We start from the raw sequence: 18,063 nt of genomic DNA on the forward strand, positions 1-18,063 counted from the left end.
GCAGAAACCTCTCACCAGGCGGTTTCCTCTCTGTTGATGCCGGGGAACGCAATCATGTCCTCGTTGTTCGCTGTTCTCATTTTTGATCACATTAGTGCATATGTAATTCTTTGTCAACCGTTATTCCAAAAATGACGCCAGAGCCGCGATCATTGCCTTGATTACTTACCACATCATATTATTTTACAGGCGTGTTGCATCATCGATCGGATGAGAGTATCGTAACATCTATAGACTTTATACGAATCCGGATTCTCTATGGTCCAAGCTTTCTGAATAGAACGATGTGTAAAAGGAGCCAACCCCATGCCATATATCATTTATGATCTTGAATTTACGGTTAGCCGAAATGCCCGCTATTCCTCTGAAATTATCGATATCGGTGCAGTCAAAGTTTCCGAGGGAGAGAACGGCCTGTATATTGCCGATACGTTCCACTCCTACGTCAGACCTTCCAACAAATCCGTTCTTTCCACAGATACGGTTCAGTTTACGGGGATTACGCAAAAGGATATCGATGCCGCCCCGCTGTTTCCGGAAGCGATCAAACCATTCATTGCCTGGATGGGCAACGAAACGTATTATATGTGTTCCTGGGGGCCGGACGATCGCAGCAAACTGATTTCACACTGCCGTACCCATGGGCTGGACGTCGCCTGGATCAAAAACCATAATGATTTGCAACAACAGTGGTCGCGCACGACGCGGAAGGAGGGAAAATTCCGGCAGATGGGCCTTGCCCAAGCTCTGGAGCTTTGCGGGATCGAGTTCGACGGAACACAGCACCGGGCTTTGGACGATGCCATCAATACGGCAAAGGTGTTCATTCATCAGTACGATCGGTTTGCATTGGAGACGAATTGTGCTGCGGATGACGAAGGACTGGTGTCGAAAGTCGTTTATTCCAGCCACGAAGACGATGAGAAAGAATCCCCTTTCGGTAATCTGGCCCATCTCTTCAAATCGAAAGAGTAAGCTAAAGGGGAACGACCCAGGCATCGGACTGACTTTATCCGTATAACCGCTGCCATTGCCTGAGGCGTTCCTGCATCATTTTCCGATAGTTTTCAGGCTCCAAAATCTCGGCATCGGGCCCGTATTGGGCGAGCCAACCCAAAAAGGCCTGATCATCGCTAACCGCGGTTTCAAGCAAAAGGGAACCGTCCAATTCCTTCGTGACCGCCGGGCGTACGAGGAACGGTTGCTGTGATACCTGATCGGCAATAGCGGGGGAAAATCGAATTCTGAACGAAATCCATTCCGTACCCCGTTCAGCCAAAGGCATCCGGAAGTACGATTTAAACAAATAATCATCCTTTCGAAACGTGCGTGACATCACCCGGATTTTCCTCAAGCGGTTGACCTGAAAACGTCTTAATCCCTCCGATAAATGACAGTAAGCAAGCAAATCAAACCGATACTCGCGAGGGATGAGGCAATACGGGTCAATTCGAACCATCGCTTTGGCGTGCTGAACAGCATATTCCGCTTCGACCGTGTTTTGCGAAATGCAGGCTTCGAACAATCTGACCAACGTATCATCCGTTTCCTCTGTCTGGTCGTCGTATTGTGAAACAGGCATGCCGACCTTGAACAGATTGCCGATTTGTTCGGACCATGCTACGCGTTCCTTCTTGTTTTTCTGGGTTGACGCCACCACTTTCTCATAAGCGCTCTCGAATGCCGGCTTCAGCAAAGGCCGAATATCCTCCATGACGTCAGCAAGGTGCATAAAGGCTTGGGTTTCTTCATCAGACCAGTTCAAAGGGTACATGGCAAATTGGCTGATAAACATGTATCCCCTCCCATGTCCCATGTTGGCTATGGGAATGTGCATTGCACTGAGGGCCTCCATGTCGCGATATATCGTCCTTTCCGTTGTTTCGCACCGCTCCGCAAGTTCTCGCGCCAGTATTCCCGGCTTGGCCTGCACCAGAGTAATAATGCGCATTAATCGGATCAGTCGGTCTGTCATTTTTGCCGGCCCTCCATGATGTTGTTTCAATGAAATTCAACACAACCTCTATTAATATTTCGTTATGTTGTTAAGTACATTCGACCTGTTTATTATATTCACCTTTATTATCTATGTAGATACAACCATTTCCTCATCAGTCAGGCCAACGTTGTTTTCAGCCTCCCTATTACGCGTTTTCGCGTCTGTCATGCGGCAAGTCTGCATAAGTCATTCCATAATGGCAACGCAGCTTCTCGACGATCTCGGCCTCCTCGTAATATTCGATATCTTGTTTGCGCACCGCTTCGATTAACAAGGCATCTGCATGCCTGCGCAAAATATCGCTTCCCTCTTGTATACGCCCCCGTTCATAAGCGCGCAAGGCTTGTTTGATCAAAGGCACCGTTTCGTTGAGCTTGATGCTTTTTTCAACCTTCGGATTATCCGGCTGGCGCAGCATGCCCAGATGGCTTGTGTATTGGATGTACAATTGTTCCCTTCGCAGCAATACCCTTTGGCTTTGCTTTAATTTCCGGGTGCTCCAATACGCCGAGCAAACAGGCACCTTTCCCGAAAGTCGGGGAGACATCGCGAATTCAAGCAGTATTTTTTTGCTTTCGCCTTTGTAGACGTCACCTAACCTGAGAACCCAGCCAATATCCGTTTCCTTGGAGCGGCAACCATAGACTCCCTTAAGCCGAACTCCGAATTCCGGTTTGAGCAACAATTCCAAGTCACGCGACACGATTTTGGGTGCCGTCTTTCTGGGTCTTTTGGCTAAGGCACCGCTGCGCCATTCAATCAACATATATACGGGGTCGGCTCCCCCCGTCGGAATGGCCTCTCTGTTCCACGAATAACTTACTTCAAAGACTGAGTTCACTGGTAGTCTCTCCCCCGATTTATATGTATTATCTTCTAAGTTATCAGGGTAAATGGACACTATATTGTCACGGAACATATGTTCCCTTCATTTTTTTCCACAAACTTTTTCCCCTTCGCCTAAAACCGCCGAAATGCGACAGAATTTGACCCAAAAAAAGCTTGGCTCCAGCCAAGCTTTTCCGTTCTATCTGTTGCCAAGTCCCAATTTTACAATGAGTCGGATCGCTCTCTCCATTCGCCTCGCGACCTTCCGTCTTGTTCGTTCTGCACGGGAACGTAGGTGATGCTGTCTATGATCAAATCTCTTCCAATCGGTTCTCCGTTGACGGTAATGGTTATTTTTTTGGTAGGTGCTGTGTGTTCTGTCGTATGCATCGATTTCTGCTCCTTTTCGTTCAATGTGAAAATGATTATATTTTGTTCGTTACCGTATTAATAAATCCCACTAGGCCACTGCGGGCGCAGTACCATCTTCCAATCGCTGTTATCCCAGATTTTTTTAATCCCCTTATTTAAGGGGAAAATCCGGTGATAAATGCGAAGCGTATGCTTTCGATGGAGCTTTCTTACAGAAAGCTTTTAGCTCCGCTTCTCCAGATTGGTTCTGCCCTCTCCGTTATCGTGTAAATGTCTAGTTCAACATATATAGCGGCGTTTTCGCCAAGGGAAAAGCAGATACGCAAACGCGGTTAATCATTTAATGATCAGCCGCCGGGGCCGACTATGTCCATTACCCGAAAATCCGTAGGATCAAACACAAAAATTCACTGGGGACTGAAGGAAGTACTGAACCCATTGCGCCGATTTTGACGTATAATGTAATAGTGATTTTCCTTCCGTACCAAGAAACGCGGAATATACCGATTTTAATCGAAAGAAGGTGCCTCTATGCCCAAACGGTCGAAACACGGAACCCTTCGAATTTTGCTCGCTGCATGCGCGATCATGGCGTTTTCGTTTACGCACACCGTAAATGCGGCACATGCCAACATCTTTTCAGACATATACAGCAGTTGGGAACGGGTATCGGAGCTTCCGGGAGAAGTGAATGCTCTGCAGGAAAGCTATCGGCAAACGTTGGAACAATTGAACGAAACCTCTGCGCAGTTGGGACAAGCTGAGGCCAATGTCGAGGCATTCAAAGCCCAAAATGAGCAGCTGGTCGCCCAAAACCAGAAACTGACCGAAATGGTCAGCGAGCTTCAAGATCAGCAGAACGCTCGCAATGTCACCGCCAAACGCATTCAAACCACAGTCATTACTGCCGTTTGTCTCATCTTGGGGTATTTCATCCTGATTCGCGTGATGCGTTGGGGGATGCGTCGCCGTTCAGGCCGAATATAAAGAATAGGGAGCCACGACATGCACATTAACCTCAACACGGTCGAAGCGGACGGGGCCGGTCAAGTGGTGAAGTTCTCGCTTACGCCCGAAGACCGGCTTCATATTTTACACCCCCAGCAAATTGTCGCCTTTCGAGGGCCAAGCAGCAGCCGCAACGACAAATTCATGAACATCTCCGGCATGTACCGCAAAAAAAAGCTGATCAAGTCCGAAATCACCGGCCCTTGCCAGTTTGTGGCTGCACTCCCGCCCGGCTTCACCATGAAGGAAGTGGAATTGACGGCCGAGAGCGACCTGCTCTACGACTTTCGCCATCTGTTCTTTTATTCGGACGGCGTTACCATGCACACCAAAATCCAGAAGATCAAAAATATGTTCATCACCCGGGACGCCGTGAAAATGAAGTTTTCCGGCCACGGCAAAATCGGTCTGCTGACCCAGGGACAAGTGTGCCAACAGGAACTGCACCCCACCGCTCCCTTGTACGTGGATGCAGGCAGCGTTATTGCCTATCCTGAAAATGCTCATCTGGAGCTGACGGTATACGGCAACCACTTGGCCAGCCAACACATGAACTATCATTGGAAAATGACGGGACACGGCCCTGTCCTGTTTCAGGCAGGCCGCGAGAACCACAGGCTGGAACGGGACGTCAACGATGGCGATGGCCTGTTCAAACGAATCTTGAAAGAAGTCATTCCGTTCGGCAACATTCTGATTAAATAAGCGCCGGCCTGTCGAACCGCTGCAGACAGTCAAATGTTGGATCGCCGCAGAACATGTGCTGCAAGGTTGAAATTGTGTTATACTGAACCGGACAATTGAAGAAGAAAATCCATGCCGCTTGGCATGGGAGAGGTTCGCGAACTCCCTCTACAGCGCATTTCAGGCCTGACGGCCGGATGTGCTGCGTACAGAACAACGTCTGAAACCGCATGGCGAAGGATAAATCTGTATGTAAAAAACTAAGATCACTTTTTCGCAGGCATTTTTTTGCTTGTTTGCGGGAAGGTGTGTTTTTTGATGGATGCCAGTTCATGAACTTCTCTGTTCTTCGACGATGCAGGCTTTTGGCCTGAATCGATCTTAAGAAGATGGAGAGGTTTTTTTATGTTGAACGAAGAAAAAGCAGTCGTTGTATTCAGCGGCGGCCAGGACAGCACCACCTGCCTGTTCTGGGCTAAACAGCAGTTTGCCGAAGTTGAAGTCGTCACCTTCGACTATGGTCAACGGCACAAACTGGAGATCGAATGTGCGGCGGCGATCGCACACGATCTGGGCGTGCAGCAGACCGTGCTCGATATGAGTCTGCTGAATCAGCTTGCGCCAAGCGCACTGACCCGCACGGATGTGGAGATTACGCATGAGGAAGGCGAGCTTCCCAGCACGTTCGTCGATGGACGAAATTTGTTGTTCCTCAGCTTTGCCGCGATTATGGCCAAACAAAAAGGTGCGCGTCACCTGGTCACCGGTGTATGCGAAACGGATTTCAGCGGATATCCGGATTGCCGGGATTCCTTCGTAAAGTCGCTGAACGTTACGCTTAACCTGTCGATGGATTACCCGTTCGTAATCCATACGCCGCTGATGTGGCTGGACAAAGCCCAAACGTGGGAGCTGTCCGATCGACTCGGCGCCTTCGATTACGTGCGCGAACGTACGCTTACCTGCTACAACGGCGTCATTGGCGATGGCTGCGGCGAGTGCCCGGCATGCAAGCTGCGGAGAGCCGGATTGGATCGTTATCTCGAACAACGCACCCAAACAGGGACACCGGGGGCGGATCATCGATGAGAGAGCCGGGGACGTTCCGCATCGTCGAGCGGCTGCAGCGGATCGACGAAGACATTTTGCCTGCACAGCTTCGCTATCATCGGAAACGGGTGCTGGTCAGCAAAGAGTTTACCTTTGACGCCGCGCACCACCTGCACTGTTACGAAGGCAAATGCAAAAACTTGCACGGACATACGTACAAAGTCGTATTTGGCATCAGCGGTTATCCGGGAGAAACCGGGCTTACCGTTGATTTTGGACATATCAAAGACATTTGGAAAACACGCATGGAAGGGTATCTCGACCATCAATACTTGAACGAGACCCTACCTCTGATGAACACCACGGCCGAAAACATGGTCGTCTGGCTGTTCGAACAAATGGAACTGGCGCTGCAGTCGGAGCCTTATGCATCCCTCGCCGAAGGGGGACGAACCGAATTCGTTCGTCTGTACGAGACACCTACCAGCTACGCGGAAGCGAGACGGGAGTGGATGATCGATGGATAACCTCCTGCAGCATGCGTCAGCAGACAGAACCCAGGATTTGCCAGCCATGATGGACTCACGTCCCGAACCGGAAAGCAGGTCTGCGAATGGCGGACGCGGGGGACGCATTCCGGTCATGGAAATTTTCGGGCCGACCGTTCAAGGCGAGGGCATGGTCATCGGGCAAAAAACGATGTTTGTGCGCACCGCAGGCTGCGATTACCGCTGCTCCTGGTGCGATTCGGCCTTTACCTGGGACGGCACCGGGAAGGACCAGATCAAAATGATGGCGCCGGAGGAGATTCTGAAGGAGCTGCGCCGCATCGGCGGCGCCCGCTTCTCGCACGTCACGATCTCCGGCGGCAACCCCGCCCTGCTGGTTTCGCTGGGCGGGCTGGTTCAATTGCTGCGCGAGCAGGGCATCCGCACGGCGGTAGAGACGCAGGGCTCGCGCTGGCAGCCTTGGCTGGCGGACATTGACGAAGTCACCGTCTCGCCGAAGCCACCCAGCTCCGGCATGGAGACGGACTGGGGCGTGCTGGATGATCTGGTTCAGCGGCTGGCGCTGCGTCCAGCGAACCGCAGCATGAGTCTGAAAATCGTCATTTTTGACGAGACAGACCTGGACTATGCCCGGCGCGTGCATGAGCGGTATCCGGGAACAGCTCTCTTTTTGCAAACCGGGAATCCTGACGTCTCGTCAGCGGATACAGCAGACCTTGCCTCCTCCCTGCTCGAACGCTACGAGTGGCTGATTGACCAGGTGAGCGGCTCCGAGACGTTGAATGACGTTCGCGTGCTGCCGCAGCTTCATACACTTGTATGGGGCAATAAACGCGGCGTGTAGCCCAATGAACAGGCTATCGATTAAATATATGGATTTTAACCTAAAGGAGTTACGGAACGACAATGAGACAACCTGACGAGATGCAAGACTTGACGCTGCTGGGCAACCAGGGCACGAAATATACGTTTGAATACGATCCTGGCATTCTGGAGAGCTTTGACAACAAACATCCCTACCGCGATTACTTCGTGAAATTCAACTGCCCGGAGTTTACAAGCTTGTGCCCGATTACGGGCCAGCCTGACTTTGCCACCATTTATATCAGCTACATTCCCGACGTCAAAATGGTAGAAAGCAAATCGCTCAAGCTGTACTTGTTCAGCTTCCGCAACCATGGCGATTTTCACGAGGATTGCGTGAACATCATTATGAACGATCTGATCAAGCTGATGGACCCGCGCTATATCGAAGTATGGGGCAAATTCACGCCGCGCGGCGGCATCTCCATCGACCCGTACACCAACTACGGCAAACCGGGGACGAAATACGAGCAGATGGCCGAGCACCGCATGTTGAACCATGACATGTACCCGGAAACGGTCGATAACCGTTAAGAGGTAAACTTAGGCGACTAGTCATAAACCCAGCACTCGGTGCCCCCTTCAAGGGTGATTCAGCCCGTTGGCATCACGGATCTCTAACATAGGAGCAGATTCTCCCGCACCCTGCGGGGAAGAATCGCTCCTTTTGCGTTTATCGCATCGGATACGGCAAAGCTGGAACGTTAATATAGATCGGCACAATGCCCACATATCGCAATGGTCGACCGCGCGAGCGAACTTCAGGCACATTATTGGTGTATAGACAGCTAACGAACTTCAGGCACGCTATATGGAGGTTTTCACGGTGTGTGGACGGCTAACGAACCTCAGGCACGCTATTTAAGATAATTTACGTGCCTTGGGTCCAATTTCACCCAAATAAGGTGTGTGAGGTTCGTAAGACCTTGAAAAGCCTCCATTTGGGCTGATTAACGTGTCTCATGTTCGTTACATCCGTAGCTTCACGCATTAGGGACATCATTGTCGTTGCGGCCTTTGCTGTCCTAACTTTGTTACTATCATAGGAACCATGGTGTTTATTCAAGCAGCTGCCGTTAACCCACCAATGCCTTCATTGCAATCGTAACCTCAATACCTTTAATTGCTTCTTTAGGTAAGCGTTACCTTATCACCAGCTACCACAGCTTTCGCTGTCATGAAAGCCTTACCGCCATATCAGTTGTTGCAGTCTACTTCATTCCTTGCCACCGTCGCGTTTAACACGCAATACAAAAAAGAGCCCCGGATCATTTTCCGGGGTTCTCTCGATTTAGCTCTATATAAGTTGAACCGATGATTTTTACACGGAGTCACTACGTGGTCAGAACCATCTTCCGATCACTGTTATCCCCAGATTTTTTTGATCCCTTTTTCAAAAGGAAACGGTGAAGCTTATGCTTCCGATGCAGCTTTCTTTCAGAGAGCTTTAAGACCGCTTTTAGACCGCTTCGCTTCTCCAGATTCTTTCTGCCCTCTCCGTTATCGTGTAATTGTCTAGTTCAACCTATATAGGCTGTGCAGTCACCTGGTTCCGCTTAACATTTCTATCCCGCTGGGAACGAATCTGCCACCCTACCCTAAAACCTCTTATTTGCTCACTTTCAGCACAACGCTGTTTGCTTTGTAAACCACGCTTGCTTTTACGCCGCTCGGCAGTCCGGAAACGTCCACGGAAGCAAACTTCGTTCCAGCCGCTTTTTGGCCGAACGTCATGATTGTTTCGCCGTTCGCCGGCACGTAACCATCCGTGAAGTTCAGTTGCAGCTTGCCGCCAAGGGTAGCGTTTTTCGCCACTTGGAATACGTCGTTTTTGCTGCTGATGTTCAGCTCCAGCGTACCTTTGGCGGATTGTTTGAAGTTGCCGCCAATCACGAACCGGCCTTCAACCTCTTCACCGATCGTTCCGCCGTTGTTGGTGACGCTCGCCGTACCGAATGCCGTTTTCGAAGCACCCTCAAGCGTACCTTCCTCCAACACAGTGCCGCCGGAATAAGTGTTGTTTCCGCTAAGCGTCAGCTTGCCCGTACCTTGTTTGGTCAGCTTGCCTTCGCCGGAAATATCATTGCGCCACAAATCTTCAGCATTGAAGCCGCCTTTGGAAGCATCCATGTTCACGGTAACGTCGGACATGAATGCGCCGTAACCATCTGCCGCGGCAAACAGGTTCAGGCGTCCCCAGCCTTCCGGATCATTCAGCAGCGGATAACCGGAAGGCAGTCCTGTCGTAGCGAGTACCTCACGGCGCTGGGTATCGTTCAAGTACGGCTGACGCGTTTCCAGCAGCACCTCGGCATTTTTGGGAACCACCATCGGTTCGGTTTTGGAATCGATTTGCGGGAAACCGAACGTCAGCAGTTCGGTATATTTCTTTTTGTTGGCGTCATAATCGCCGTATGCATCTGGACCTTTAACTTCTGTGTTCATCAGTTCACGCTGTGCTTGCTCGTAAGCCGCTTGCTTCAGTTCGCTGTTCGCCGGATCGGACAGAATCGCCGCCGACAGCGCTGTGGCCAATACGCGTCCACCCATGACGTCCAGCGGGGAGTGCATGCCTGCAACGACACGGCTTTCGCCGAGCTCAGCCGCATTCGTCAGCATTTCCTGATAACGTTCAGGCGCAGCATACGCAAACGCAAAAGCGGTCAGGTAAGCCGCATTGGTATGTCCGCTCGGGAAACCGCCGTCTTTTTCAGGCTCATTGCTTTGTACCGGAAGAAGCGTGTTTACGACCAGCGAGTTATCCACCCAACGGAATGGACGCGGATATTGGAAATAATATTTGGACGGATTGCCGGACGAATATTCGCCACGCAGCGTGTTCACCAAGCTTACCACTTTGCCCAGGCTGGATTCGGCGTCCCCTGCGCCATTTCCTTCGTCACTGTACTTCGTGGTCGTTGCATCGGCAGCAACTTCCTTGACGGTTGTTTCCGCTTTAGCTTTGGCACGATACGTATCGGCATAAGGACCGAAACCGTCAATGACGCTGTAGCTTTGGCTGCGGCGGTCATCCAGGTACGCTTTCTCCGCTTGTTCGGCCGTGCGGCGCATATATGTATTGAATACTTTGCGAATATTAAGATCCAGAATGCTTTCGTTCAGCTTGCTTCCGGTATTCCAGGCATCGCCGGTTTTCCAAAGGTCGGAGAAGCCGGACAAAATACCAAGTGCGGGATTGGACTCCAGCGTCTGGTTATCGGTTTTGTTGTTTTTGTAGTTGTCCACGAAATATCCCCAGGCTGGTGCGGGCGCTGGGTCCACGTTAAAAGAACCCGTTGCAGCGTTGGCGTACCCCGCCCCCACGGAGCTTAACAGTAAAGGCATAGCCAATAACGCTACAGTAGCTTGTTTTTTCAAAGATTTCATGATTCGATCAGATCCTCTCTCGTCTTTTTGCACCTTGTCGGGCACATGATGTAATGAATCAACAAGTTGTCCGTTAAAAATCATAGCGCACGTTTGTTAAGCCAAAATCTTCTTTTTGTTAAATCCCCTGCGGTTTTGTATGGACAGACACACAGCGAAATTTGCCCCTTCAATGGCAAGCTTCCTAATTAAATATATCGTTGCCCGTGCATTCGGCTATGCCCGTCGTCATTGGGTCAAACACAAGAAATGTTTGGTTAATGTAAAATCAACCCTATGCGCATCCCTCGGTTGATGGATGGACCCGGTTATTATTTTCTCTTGTCGGTGCCCTCAATCTATCCTATTATGTAACAATATGAGTAAGTATCTCAGAATAGAAGGCATAGATCCCCAGCGACTGTGACCTAAAGGAGAACTGTACATGTCTATGCAATCCTCTTTATCCAAGGACGGCCGCGTCCGTTCCAAAATCGACCCCGGATCGGATGCCCAGCGCACCGTGTACCGGATCTTGATCGCCATCAGTCTGGTGCATCTGTTCAATGATTCCATCCAGTCCGTCATTCCGGCGATTTTCCCGATTCTGAAGGATTCCATGCACCTGAGTTATACTCAGATCGGATGGATCTCGTTCGCCATCAACTTCACCGCATCCATCATGCAGCCCGTCGTCGGCTGGTTTGCGGACAAAAGGCCTACCCCTTCCATTTTGCCCATCGGTATGGGCTTTACCTTTACCGGCATGCTGCTGCTTGCCTTTGCGGACGATTATGCCGCCGTGCTGATCTCGGTCATTTTCGTTGGTTTGGGCTCGGCCGCTTTCCATCCCGAAGGCTCCCGGGTATCCAACATGGCCGCCGGACAGCGTCGCGGGCTCGCCCAGTCCATCTTCCAGGTAGGCGGTAATGCCGGGCAATCGCTGGCCCCATTGCTGACGCGCTGGATATTCATCCCGTTCGGCCTGTTCGGAGCGATCGGTTTCACCGGCATTGCCGCAGCCGGCATCGCGGTACAGATCTATATCGCCCGTTGGTACGGGCGCATGCTCGGTTCCGGTTACATGCGTAAGCAGGCGGCTGCACGCAGAGCGCCTAACCCGGCCTTGCGTAAAAAAATCGCGGCTGCCATTACCCTGCTGATCATCCTCGTCTTTGTACGATCGCTGTACAACGCGGCCATCGGCAGTTATTACGCCTTCTATTTGAAAGAAGGCTTCAGCCTGTCCACAGAGGATGCGCAGATTTACATCTTCCTGTTCCTGGCCGCGGGTGCACTTGGCACCTTCTTTGGCGGACCGTTGTCCGACCGTTTCGGTAAACGCAACATGATCTTCCTGTCCATGGCATGCGCTGCTCCGCTGACGTTACTGCTGCCGTACGCCAACCTGTTCTGGACGGGCGTATTGCTGGCGATCATCGGTTTCATCATCCTGTCCAGCTTCTCGGTCACGGTCGTTTACGGACAGATGCTGATCCCGGGCAAAATCGGGACGGTATCCGGCTTGATTACGGGTCTGGCCTTTGGCATGGGCGGGCTCGGCGCACTCGTGCTTGGAAATTGGATCGACGCCCTCGGCGTATCCACGGTCATGCAATTTTGCAGCTTCCTGCCGCTGATCGGGGTTCTGACCTTCCTGCTGCCTTCGGATAAGGTGCTGAAACGTTGGGCGGAAGAAAACGGCAGCGAAGAATAAGAAACTTAGGGTGTCACAGCTATTTAATCCATGAGAGGTCGTCGCACCGCGTAAGCAAATCCAAAAAACGCCTATTTCGTTGTCATCAACGGAATAGGCGTTTTTCATTAAACTCCAGTAAAATCATATTTGTTATATAAACCGCAAAAAACATACACACGTTAACGGAGAGGCAGAACCAATCTGGAGAAGCAAAGCGGTCTTAAAGCTTTCTGAAAGAAAGCTGCTTCGAAAGCATGCGGTTTATATAGTTCACTTCAATCGCTGCAATATCAATCTCTTCTTGTACAGCATCTTGCCGGCTTCCGCCACGTCCTGGATCGTGCCCTTGTTGCTGATCGAGCCGAACAACATGCCTGCGATCGGGATGAGCTGGAACAGCTTCTTCCAGCCGAAAGATTCGCTGTACGAGAGAAACACTTCCCGCCAGCCCTGCATCTGAGAAATAACCTCTACTTGCTTCTCCGGATTGTCGTAATCGGCAAGCTCATCGATAATCGCTTTTTTGCCTACGATGTCGGCCGACGAAAATTGCAGGCATTTTACGATAAAAATGCGTTCCTGCGGATCGTCCGGATTGTAACCGTAACATAGCGCCATTTCCTGCAGCACCTTCAGCGACATGCCCATGACCATAGGAATGTCGGCTGCAATGGTCACGATGCCCCCGATTCCCGTCGCTGCCCCCTGCGCTGCCGCAAACTTCGCCCGGCTCTCGGTAATGCTGTCCGCAACGCGGTCAAGTACTTCAAGCGGCAGCCCTTCTACGCTATGGATCTGGCCATCTGCCTTCGAATCCGTTTCTTGTTCTACCTCGGTCACTGTAACATCCTTCATGGCATATCCCGACTTTTCGGCCTCTTCCTGCAGCAGCTTGGCTACTTTCTGTTTCTGCACCAGAAACTTGCCCCCGTGCTGCACGTATTGTCCGACATCGTTCAAAGCCGTTCCGATCTTCTCTTTCAGCGCTTTGGGCATCACCTTATCGAGCATGACGAACGGCAAACGACCGAGTTTATCCCAAATAAACAGCGCCTTCTGCTCCTTCTCCCACTTCAGGATCTGCTCCAATTCCTGATCCAGTTGTTCGCGTGTTTCCATCTATGACAGTCCCCCATTATTTCTTTGATCAACTAACATATACCTCATACGCAGAAAACATGGGATTGGTTGCTTTTGCATGATTCCCCGGACACATGCAAATCGTGCATCGGGAAGTAGTCATCAACACGAAACCGACTCGGTTCCCTTGTTGGATTTCAGATGTCCTAACCTTTTGAATCCGAACCCAGATTATTGCCTCTGCCTGTAGGCCTTGGGGGAGATGCCATGTGCCCTGGTAAATTGGCGGGTGAAATAGTTGCTGTCATTGAAGCCGCATTCATATGAAATTTGCGTGATGGACAGGTTTGTGTGCTTAAGCAAGGTGCCTGCCCTGTCCAGGCGCAGACGCTGCAAATAGGAAATGGGCGTCATTTGATAATGGGTACGAAAAATACGGTTCAAATGTCTCACCGATATGCCAGACTTCTCTGCAATCTCCTCCAGCGACAATGGCTCGACGTAGTGATCTTCAATATACGAGACCGCATTCGCCAAATGCATCAATGTGTTGCTATCATTCCCCTGTTCCTGAGAATCGTACTGCCTGGACAAATAGACGACCAGTTCCATGAAACGCGACATCAGCATCGTTTGGTGTCCCTGCTGCTTCTCATGATATTCCCCGATCATGACCGAAACCAACGAAGAGACATACTCCATGTCCGAGATCGGCAGCGCGAGCTGGCTGGGAAACGGGTGCGTTTTCCGGTAAAGCGGTTCCAAAACGAACAATGCCTGAAATCCGTTGGACGTCCGCAGATCCGGCCCTGCCGCCGCCAGCATCTCAGGCCTGTACATGATATTGCAGATGTTGAAGTCATGCGGATCTTTGTATGCGTGCGGGGTACTCCCGTTAATAACAAACACGTTTCCTTTTTTGATGAACGACTCTTCCGTATGCACAATATGCGTTGCATTTCCCTTCAACACGATCACGAGCTCCGAAAAATCGACATGCCGATGAAGATCGGTATCCTCGTCATGTCCCCCATATTGAATGTAGAACGGAAAATGCTGGTCGGTTGTAAACCAATTCAAATATGCGTTGCTCACTGGTCTTTCCTCCGAAATTCATAGATTGGAACCATGTCTATATCATGCTACTCCACGACCGAATAATCAAGGTTTCACGCATCAGGAAAACGTTAGAATATGCTTCATAAGCCATTATGGAGCAGGCGCAAAAGAGAGATGCAAGAGGCTCCCGAACCGTGTTCCGAAAGCCTTGGCATGAAGATGACGCTCATGCAGCGCCTTCTTGAAAGCGCACGCAATAGCTCGGCTCCACCGATCTTTGGGCTTTATCAACCATTTTCCTCAGGGGGGTTAACATGACAAATAAGATTCGAAAAACGGCAACATTGTCGGTTGCAGCGGTTCTTTCGCTAAGCCTGCTCGCAGGCTGCGGCAGTTCCGGGAATGCCCAAACGACCGGAACTGCCGGCAAAGACGGTTCCGATCCGGTTACCTTCACGTTCTTTGGCGCGGACAATAATCCGAACTGGAACAACATGCAGGACGACGTCGGCAAGGAAATCACCAAAAAAACGGGCGTGACGCTGAATGCCGAATTCGCCATATCCGATCCTGCGCAACGACTGGCACTGATTGCGGCCAGCGGGGAATACCCTGATCTCATCAGTCCCAAAGGCGATCTCGATAAACTCGTCGATGCCGGAGCCATGCTGGATCTGACCGATCTGATCGAAGAGCATGCCCCCAATCTCAAAAAGCTGTTCGGCGATCAGATCAAACGGCTGCGTTATAGCAACGACGATCCATCCATCTACGTCATTCCTACCTACTCTGCCATCGACGGCGTGAATTTCGTGGCTGGCGGCGGCTTCGAGCTGCAGCATCGCGCGGTCAAGGAAGCCGGTTACCCGGAGATCAAAACGTTGCAAGACTATGAAAACGTCATCCGCGACTATCTCGAAAAACATCCGACCGACGAAAACGGCAACAAAAACATCGGCCTGACGTTGAATGCGGACGACTGGCGCATCCAGATTTCGGTGACCAACCCGGCAGCCGAAACGACCGGCAAATCCGGGGACGGCGAATATTACATCGATCCGGAAACACATGAAGCTTCTTACCACTTCCGCACCGAAGGCGAGAAAGAATACTTCAAATGGCTGAACCATATGTACAACACCGGACTGCTCGACCCGGAATCCTTTGTGCAGAAAAATGACCAATACCAAGCGAAAATCGCTTCGGGTCGGGTCATCGGCCTGATCGATGTCGACTGGGGATACAGCGATGCCGAAAAGTCATTGAAAGCCGCTGGAATGAATGACCAGACCTATGGCCACTACTCTGTCATGTTATCGGACAAATACAAGGACAACCGTTACCAATCGACCGGGTTCATGGCCGGCTGGGGCGTCGGAATCACCACGGCCAACGAAGATCCGGTTCGGGCCATCCAGTTTCTCGATTTCCTCGCTTCCGAGGAAGGACAGGTGCTGAATTATTGGGGCGTCGAAGGCAAGCAGTACGAAATGAAAGACGGCAAGCGCATTGTGCCTGACGACGTGCAGCAGCGTATCGTCAATGACAACATCCCGTTTACCCGGGAATCCGGCATTGGACTGTACACGAACCTCGGCGCTCATTATGGAGACGGCGTTCAAGATTCCACAGGCAATTATTTCACCAAAAATTTCCCGGAACAAATCGTGAACAACTACACCGATGCCGACAAAGAAACGCTCAAAGCCTACGGGGCAACCACCTGGATGGACCTGTTCCCGAACGAAAAAGACTTCCCGCCCAAAGCTTGGGGAGCCGCCTGGAATATCTCTGTGCCGTCCGACGATGAAATTAAGGTCATCGAAAACAAAGTGAAGGACATTACGTGGAAAGTCATTCCGCAGGCGGTCATGTCCAAACCCGAGCAATTCGATGCCATCTGGGACGATTACCAGCAGCAGTTGATCAACGCAGGCGTCGAAAAAATGGAACAGGGCTTCACCAAATACGTGCAGGATCGCGTAAAACTTTGGAATGAATAGGAGCAGCGCAAGATGAAATATACCAATCCGGTGATTCCCGGTTTTTATCCAGATCCCAGCGTCTGCCGGGTAGGCGAAGATTATTATTTGGTCACGAGCACGTTTGAATATTATCCGGGAGTGCCGATCTTCCACAGCCGGGATCTCGTGAACTGGCGGCAAATCGGACACTGCCTGACCACGCCGGAGCAATTGCCGCTGGACCGGGCCTGGACCTCGGGCGGCATCTATGCCCCGACGATCCGCCATCATGAAGGCTGGTTCTACATGACAACGACCAATGTCAGCGACGGCGGCAACTTCTTTGTACGCAGCAGGCATGCGGAAGGGCCATGGTCCGATCCGATGTTTGTCGCACAAGACGGCATCGACCCGTCCCTCCTCTTCGACGATGACGGGCGGGTATATTTTCAGTCGGCATGCAATGGTGATGAGGGCGAAGGCATCTACCAGTGCGAAATCGACGCGGATACCGGCAACAAACGGACCGAAAGCCGTCTGATTTGGAAAGGAACCGGGGGCGCTGCTCCGGAGGCGCCCCATTTGTACAAAATCAACGGCATGTATTATCTGATGATCGCCGAAGGTGGAACGGAGTATGGCCACATGGAAACGATCGCGCGAAGCAATGATCCGTACGGCCCGTTCGAACCATGTCCCCACAACCCGATTTTGTCGAACCGCAGCATGAAGAGCAGCATCCATGCGACCGGGCACGCCGACCTGGTGCAGGCTCAGGACGGAAGCTGGTGGGCCGTCTGTCTCGGCATCCGTCCCCCGTCCTATCCGCTTCGCCATCACCTTGGTCGGGAAACGTTTCTGGCCCCGGTCACGTGGACAGAAGCGGGCTGGCCGATCATCGGCCATGACGGACGCATCGCTCCCGAGATGGACGGGCCGCAGCTTGCCGAAGCAAAGTGGCCGCATCCGCCCGCGCGCGATCACTTCGATCAGCCGAAACTTGGCATGGACTGGTTATTCCTCCGGAATCCGGCCCCGGGAAGTTGGTCGCTAATGGAACAGCCGGGACACCTCGTCCTCCACGGTAACCCGTTATCCCTTGACGCCGGTGGAAGCCCAGCCTTCATCGGACGTCGCTTGAGCCATTTTTCGTGCCGCATCGAAGCGCATCTCGATTTCGAACCCCGGCAGCATGGAGAAGAAGCAGGCCTCTCGGTATTCATGAACCGGAATTATCATTACGATCTGGGCATCAGGCTGGTCGATGGACGCAAATCGGTCGTGCTTCGGCGGGTCGTAGGCTCCATGCGTACCGAATACGCGCTGGATTGCGGCCAAGGTCCCGTCGTCCTTCGGGTCCAGGCCGAGCCTGACGCTTTCGCCTTTTCCATCTGCACGAATGACCGTGAATGGATCGAGCTCGGCTCCGGCGAAACCCACCTGCTCTCCACAGAGGTAGCGGGCGGCTTCACCGGCGTCATCGTCGGAATGTACGCCACCAGCCCGGGCGGCCAAGGCACGCCTGCCCGGTTCGACTGGTTCGACTACGAACCGACCGTGAGCTCCCCGTCCTGATCTGTA

Annotated in this window: 16 protein-coding genes; 10 read left to right on the forward strand and 6 right to left on the reverse strand. The window is 51.7% G+C overall.

The window, feature by feature from the left end; translation table 11 throughout:
* Positions 1-306 precede the first annotated feature (306 nt).
* Positions 307-975 carry a 3'-5' exonuclease gene (locus L6H98_RS12060; protein ID WP_236415350.1) on the forward strand — a complete coding sequence of 223 codons (669 nt, stop codon included), beginning with the start codon at positions 307-309 and terminating at the stop codon, positions 973-975.
* A 34-nt stretch (positions 976-1,009) separates the two neighbouring features.
* Here L6H98_RS12060 and L6H98_RS12065 read toward each other — a convergent pair whose 3' ends face one another.
* From L6H98_RS12065 to L6H98_RS12075, 3 genes are all read right to left on the reverse strand, one after another.
* Entirely contained in the window at positions 1,010-1,975 is a 966-nt protein-coding gene (locus L6H98_RS12065) for a WYL domain-containing protein (protein WP_236415351.1), read from the reverse strand.
* Between the two features lie 169 nt (positions 1,976-2,144).
* Positions 2,145-2,840, reverse strand: a complete 696-nt coding sequence (locus L6H98_RS12070; RefSeq protein ID WP_236415352.1) for a hypothetical protein — start codon at positions 2,838-2,840, stop codon at positions 2,145-2,147.
* A 209-nt stretch (positions 2,841-3,049) separates the two neighbouring features.
* Positions 3,050-3,217 (reverse strand): hypothetical protein, encoded by a 168-nt coding sequence (locus tag L6H98_RS12075; protein WP_236415353.1) that lies wholly within the window; start codon positions 3,215-3,217, stop codon positions 3,050-3,052.
* Positions 3,218-3,730: 513 nt separating this feature from the next.
* Between L6H98_RS12075 and L6H98_RS12080 the strand changes: the two genes are divergently transcribed.
* The 6 genes from L6H98_RS12080 (at position 3,731) to queF (ending at position 7,848) form a co-directional block, all read left to right on the forward strand.
* Positions 3,731-4,186 (forward strand): hypothetical protein, encoded by a 456-nt coding sequence (locus L6H98_RS12080; protein ID WP_236415354.1) that lies wholly within the window; start codon positions 3,731-3,733, stop codon positions 4,184-4,186.
* Between the two features lie 18 nt (positions 4,187-4,204).
* Positions 4,205-4,912 (forward strand): AIM24 family protein, encoded by a 708-nt coding sequence (locus L6H98_RS12085; protein WP_236415355.1) that lies wholly within the window; start codon positions 4,205-4,207, stop codon positions 4,910-4,912.
* A 387-nt stretch (positions 4,913-5,299) separates the two neighbouring features.
* Positions 5,300-5,980, forward strand: a complete 681-nt coding sequence (queC, locus tag L6H98_RS12090; protein WP_236415407.1) for a 7-cyano-7-deazaguanine synthase QueC — start codon at positions 5,300-5,302, stop codon at positions 5,978-5,980.
* Positions 5,977-6,468: a 6-carboxytetrahydropterin synthase QueD gene (queD, locus tag L6H98_RS12095; protein WP_236415357.1), complete on the forward strand. Its 492-nt coding sequence runs from the start codon at positions 5,977-5,979 to the stop codon at positions 6,466-6,468. Before queC ends, queD begins: the two co-directional genes overlap by 4 nt.
* Positions 6,469-6,514: 46 nt before the next feature.
* Positions 6,515-7,294 carry a 7-carboxy-7-deazaguanine synthase QueE gene (queE, locus tag L6H98_RS12100; protein ID WP_236415409.1) on the forward strand — a complete coding sequence of 260 codons (780 nt, stop codon included), beginning with the start codon at positions 6,515-6,517 and terminating at the stop codon, positions 7,292-7,294.
* 62 nt (positions 7,295-7,356) lie between these two features.
* Positions 7,357-7,848, forward strand: coding sequence for a preQ(1) synthase (queF, locus tag L6H98_RS12105; RefSeq protein ID WP_236415359.1), 492 nt, complete (start codon positions 7,357-7,359; stop codon positions 7,846-7,848).
* Positions 7,849-8,922: 1,074 nt separating this feature from the next.
* Here the strand turns inward: queF and L6H98_RS12110 are convergent.
* The gene (locus L6H98_RS12110; RefSeq protein WP_236415361.1) at positions 8,923-10,701 is read right to left on the reverse strand and encodes a phosphatase PAP2 family protein; all 1,779 of its coding nucleotides are present in this window, start codon (positions 10,699-10,701) and stop codon (positions 8,923-8,925) included.
* Positions 10,702-11,125: 424 nt separating this feature from the next.
* Between L6H98_RS12110 and L6H98_RS12115 the strand changes: the two genes are divergently transcribed.
* The gene (locus L6H98_RS12115) at positions 11,126-12,397 is read left to right on the forward strand and encodes an MFS transporter (protein ID WP_236415363.1); all 1,272 of its coding nucleotides are present in this window, start codon (positions 11,126-11,128) and stop codon (positions 12,395-12,397) included.
* A 252-nt stretch (positions 12,398-12,649) separates the two neighbouring features.
* Here the strand turns inward: L6H98_RS12115 and L6H98_RS12120 are convergent, their stop codons facing one another.
* Positions 12,650-13,498, reverse strand: coding sequence for an EcsC family protein (locus L6H98_RS12120; RefSeq protein WP_236415365.1), 849 nt, complete (start codon positions 13,496-13,498; stop codon positions 12,650-12,652).
* A gap of 192 nt (positions 13,499-13,690) precedes the next feature.
* The gene (locus L6H98_RS12125) at positions 13,691-14,554 is read right to left on the reverse strand and encodes a helix-turn-helix domain-containing protein (protein WP_236415367.1); all 864 of its coding nucleotides are present in this window, start codon (positions 14,552-14,554) and stop codon (positions 13,691-13,693) included.
* 278 nt (positions 14,555-14,832) lie between these two features.
* On the opposite strand from L6H98_RS12125, the gene L6H98_RS12130 reads away from it, so the two are divergent.
* Together L6H98_RS12130 and L6H98_RS12135 are read left to right on the forward strand one after the other, a co-directional pair.
* Positions 14,833-16,521 (forward strand): ABC transporter substrate-binding protein, encoded by a 1,689-nt coding sequence (locus L6H98_RS12130; protein ID WP_236415368.1) that lies wholly within the window; start codon positions 14,833-14,835, stop codon positions 16,519-16,521.
* 12 nt (positions 16,522-16,533) lie between these two features.
* Positions 16,534-18,057: a glycoside hydrolase family 43 protein gene (locus L6H98_RS12135; RefSeq protein WP_236415369.1), complete on the forward strand. Its 1,524-nt coding sequence runs from the start codon at positions 16,534-16,536 to the stop codon at positions 18,055-18,057.
* Positions 18,058-18,063: the final 6 nt, after the last annotated feature.

This window comes from Paenibacillus sp. JJ-223 (genome assembly GCF_927798175.1).
GTDB lineage: Bacteria > Bacillota > Bacilli > Paenibacillales > Paenibacillaceae > Paenibacillus > Paenibacillus hubeiensis.

Coding starts and splice junctions, on each gene's coding strand:
- L6H98_RS12115 (WP_236415363.1), top strand. CDS start 11,126: ATGTCTATGCAATCCTCTTTATCCAAGGACGGCCGCGTCCGTTCCAAA.
- L6H98_RS12130 (WP_236415368.1), top strand. CDS start 14,833: ATGACAAATAAGATTCGAAAAACGGCAACATTGTCGGTTGCAGCGGTT.
- L6H98_RS12120 (WP_236415365.1), bottom strand. CDS start 13,498: ATGGAAACACGCGAACAACTGGATCAGGAATTGGAGCAGATCCTGAAG.
- L6H98_RS12110 (WP_236415361.1), bottom strand. CDS start 10,701: ATGAAATCTTTGAAAAAACAAGCTACTGTAGCGTTATTGGCTATGCCT.
- L6H98_RS12080 (WP_236415354.1), top strand. CDS start 3,731: ATGCCCAAACGGTCGAAACACGGAACCCTTCGAATTTTGCTCGCTGCA.
- queE (WP_236415409.1), top strand. CDS start 6,515: ATGATGGACTCACGTCCCGAACCGGAAAGCAGGTCTGCGAATGGCGGA.
- queF (WP_236415359.1), top strand. CDS start 7,357: ATGAGACAACCTGACGAGATGCAAGACTTGACGCTGCTGGGCAACCAG.
- L6H98_RS12065 (WP_236415351.1), bottom strand. CDS start 1,975: ATGACAGACCGACTGATCCGATTAATGCGCATTATTACTCTGGTGCAG.
- L6H98_RS12075 (WP_236415353.1), bottom strand. CDS start 3,217: ATGCATACGACAGAACACACAGCACCTACCAAAAAAATAACCATTACC.
- queD (WP_236415357.1), top strand. CDS start 5,977: ATGAGAGAGCCGGGGACGTTCCGCATCGTCGAGCGGCTGCAGCGGATC.
- L6H98_RS12060 (WP_236415350.1), top strand. CDS start 307: ATGCCATATATCATTTATGATCTTGAATTTACGGTTAGCCGAAATGCC.
- L6H98_RS12135 (WP_236415369.1), top strand. CDS start 16,534: ATGAAATATACCAATCCGGTGATTCCCGGTTTTTATCCAGATCCCAGC.
- L6H98_RS12085 (WP_236415355.1), top strand. CDS start 4,205: ATGCACATTAACCTCAACACGGTCGAAGCGGACGGGGCCGGTCAAGTG.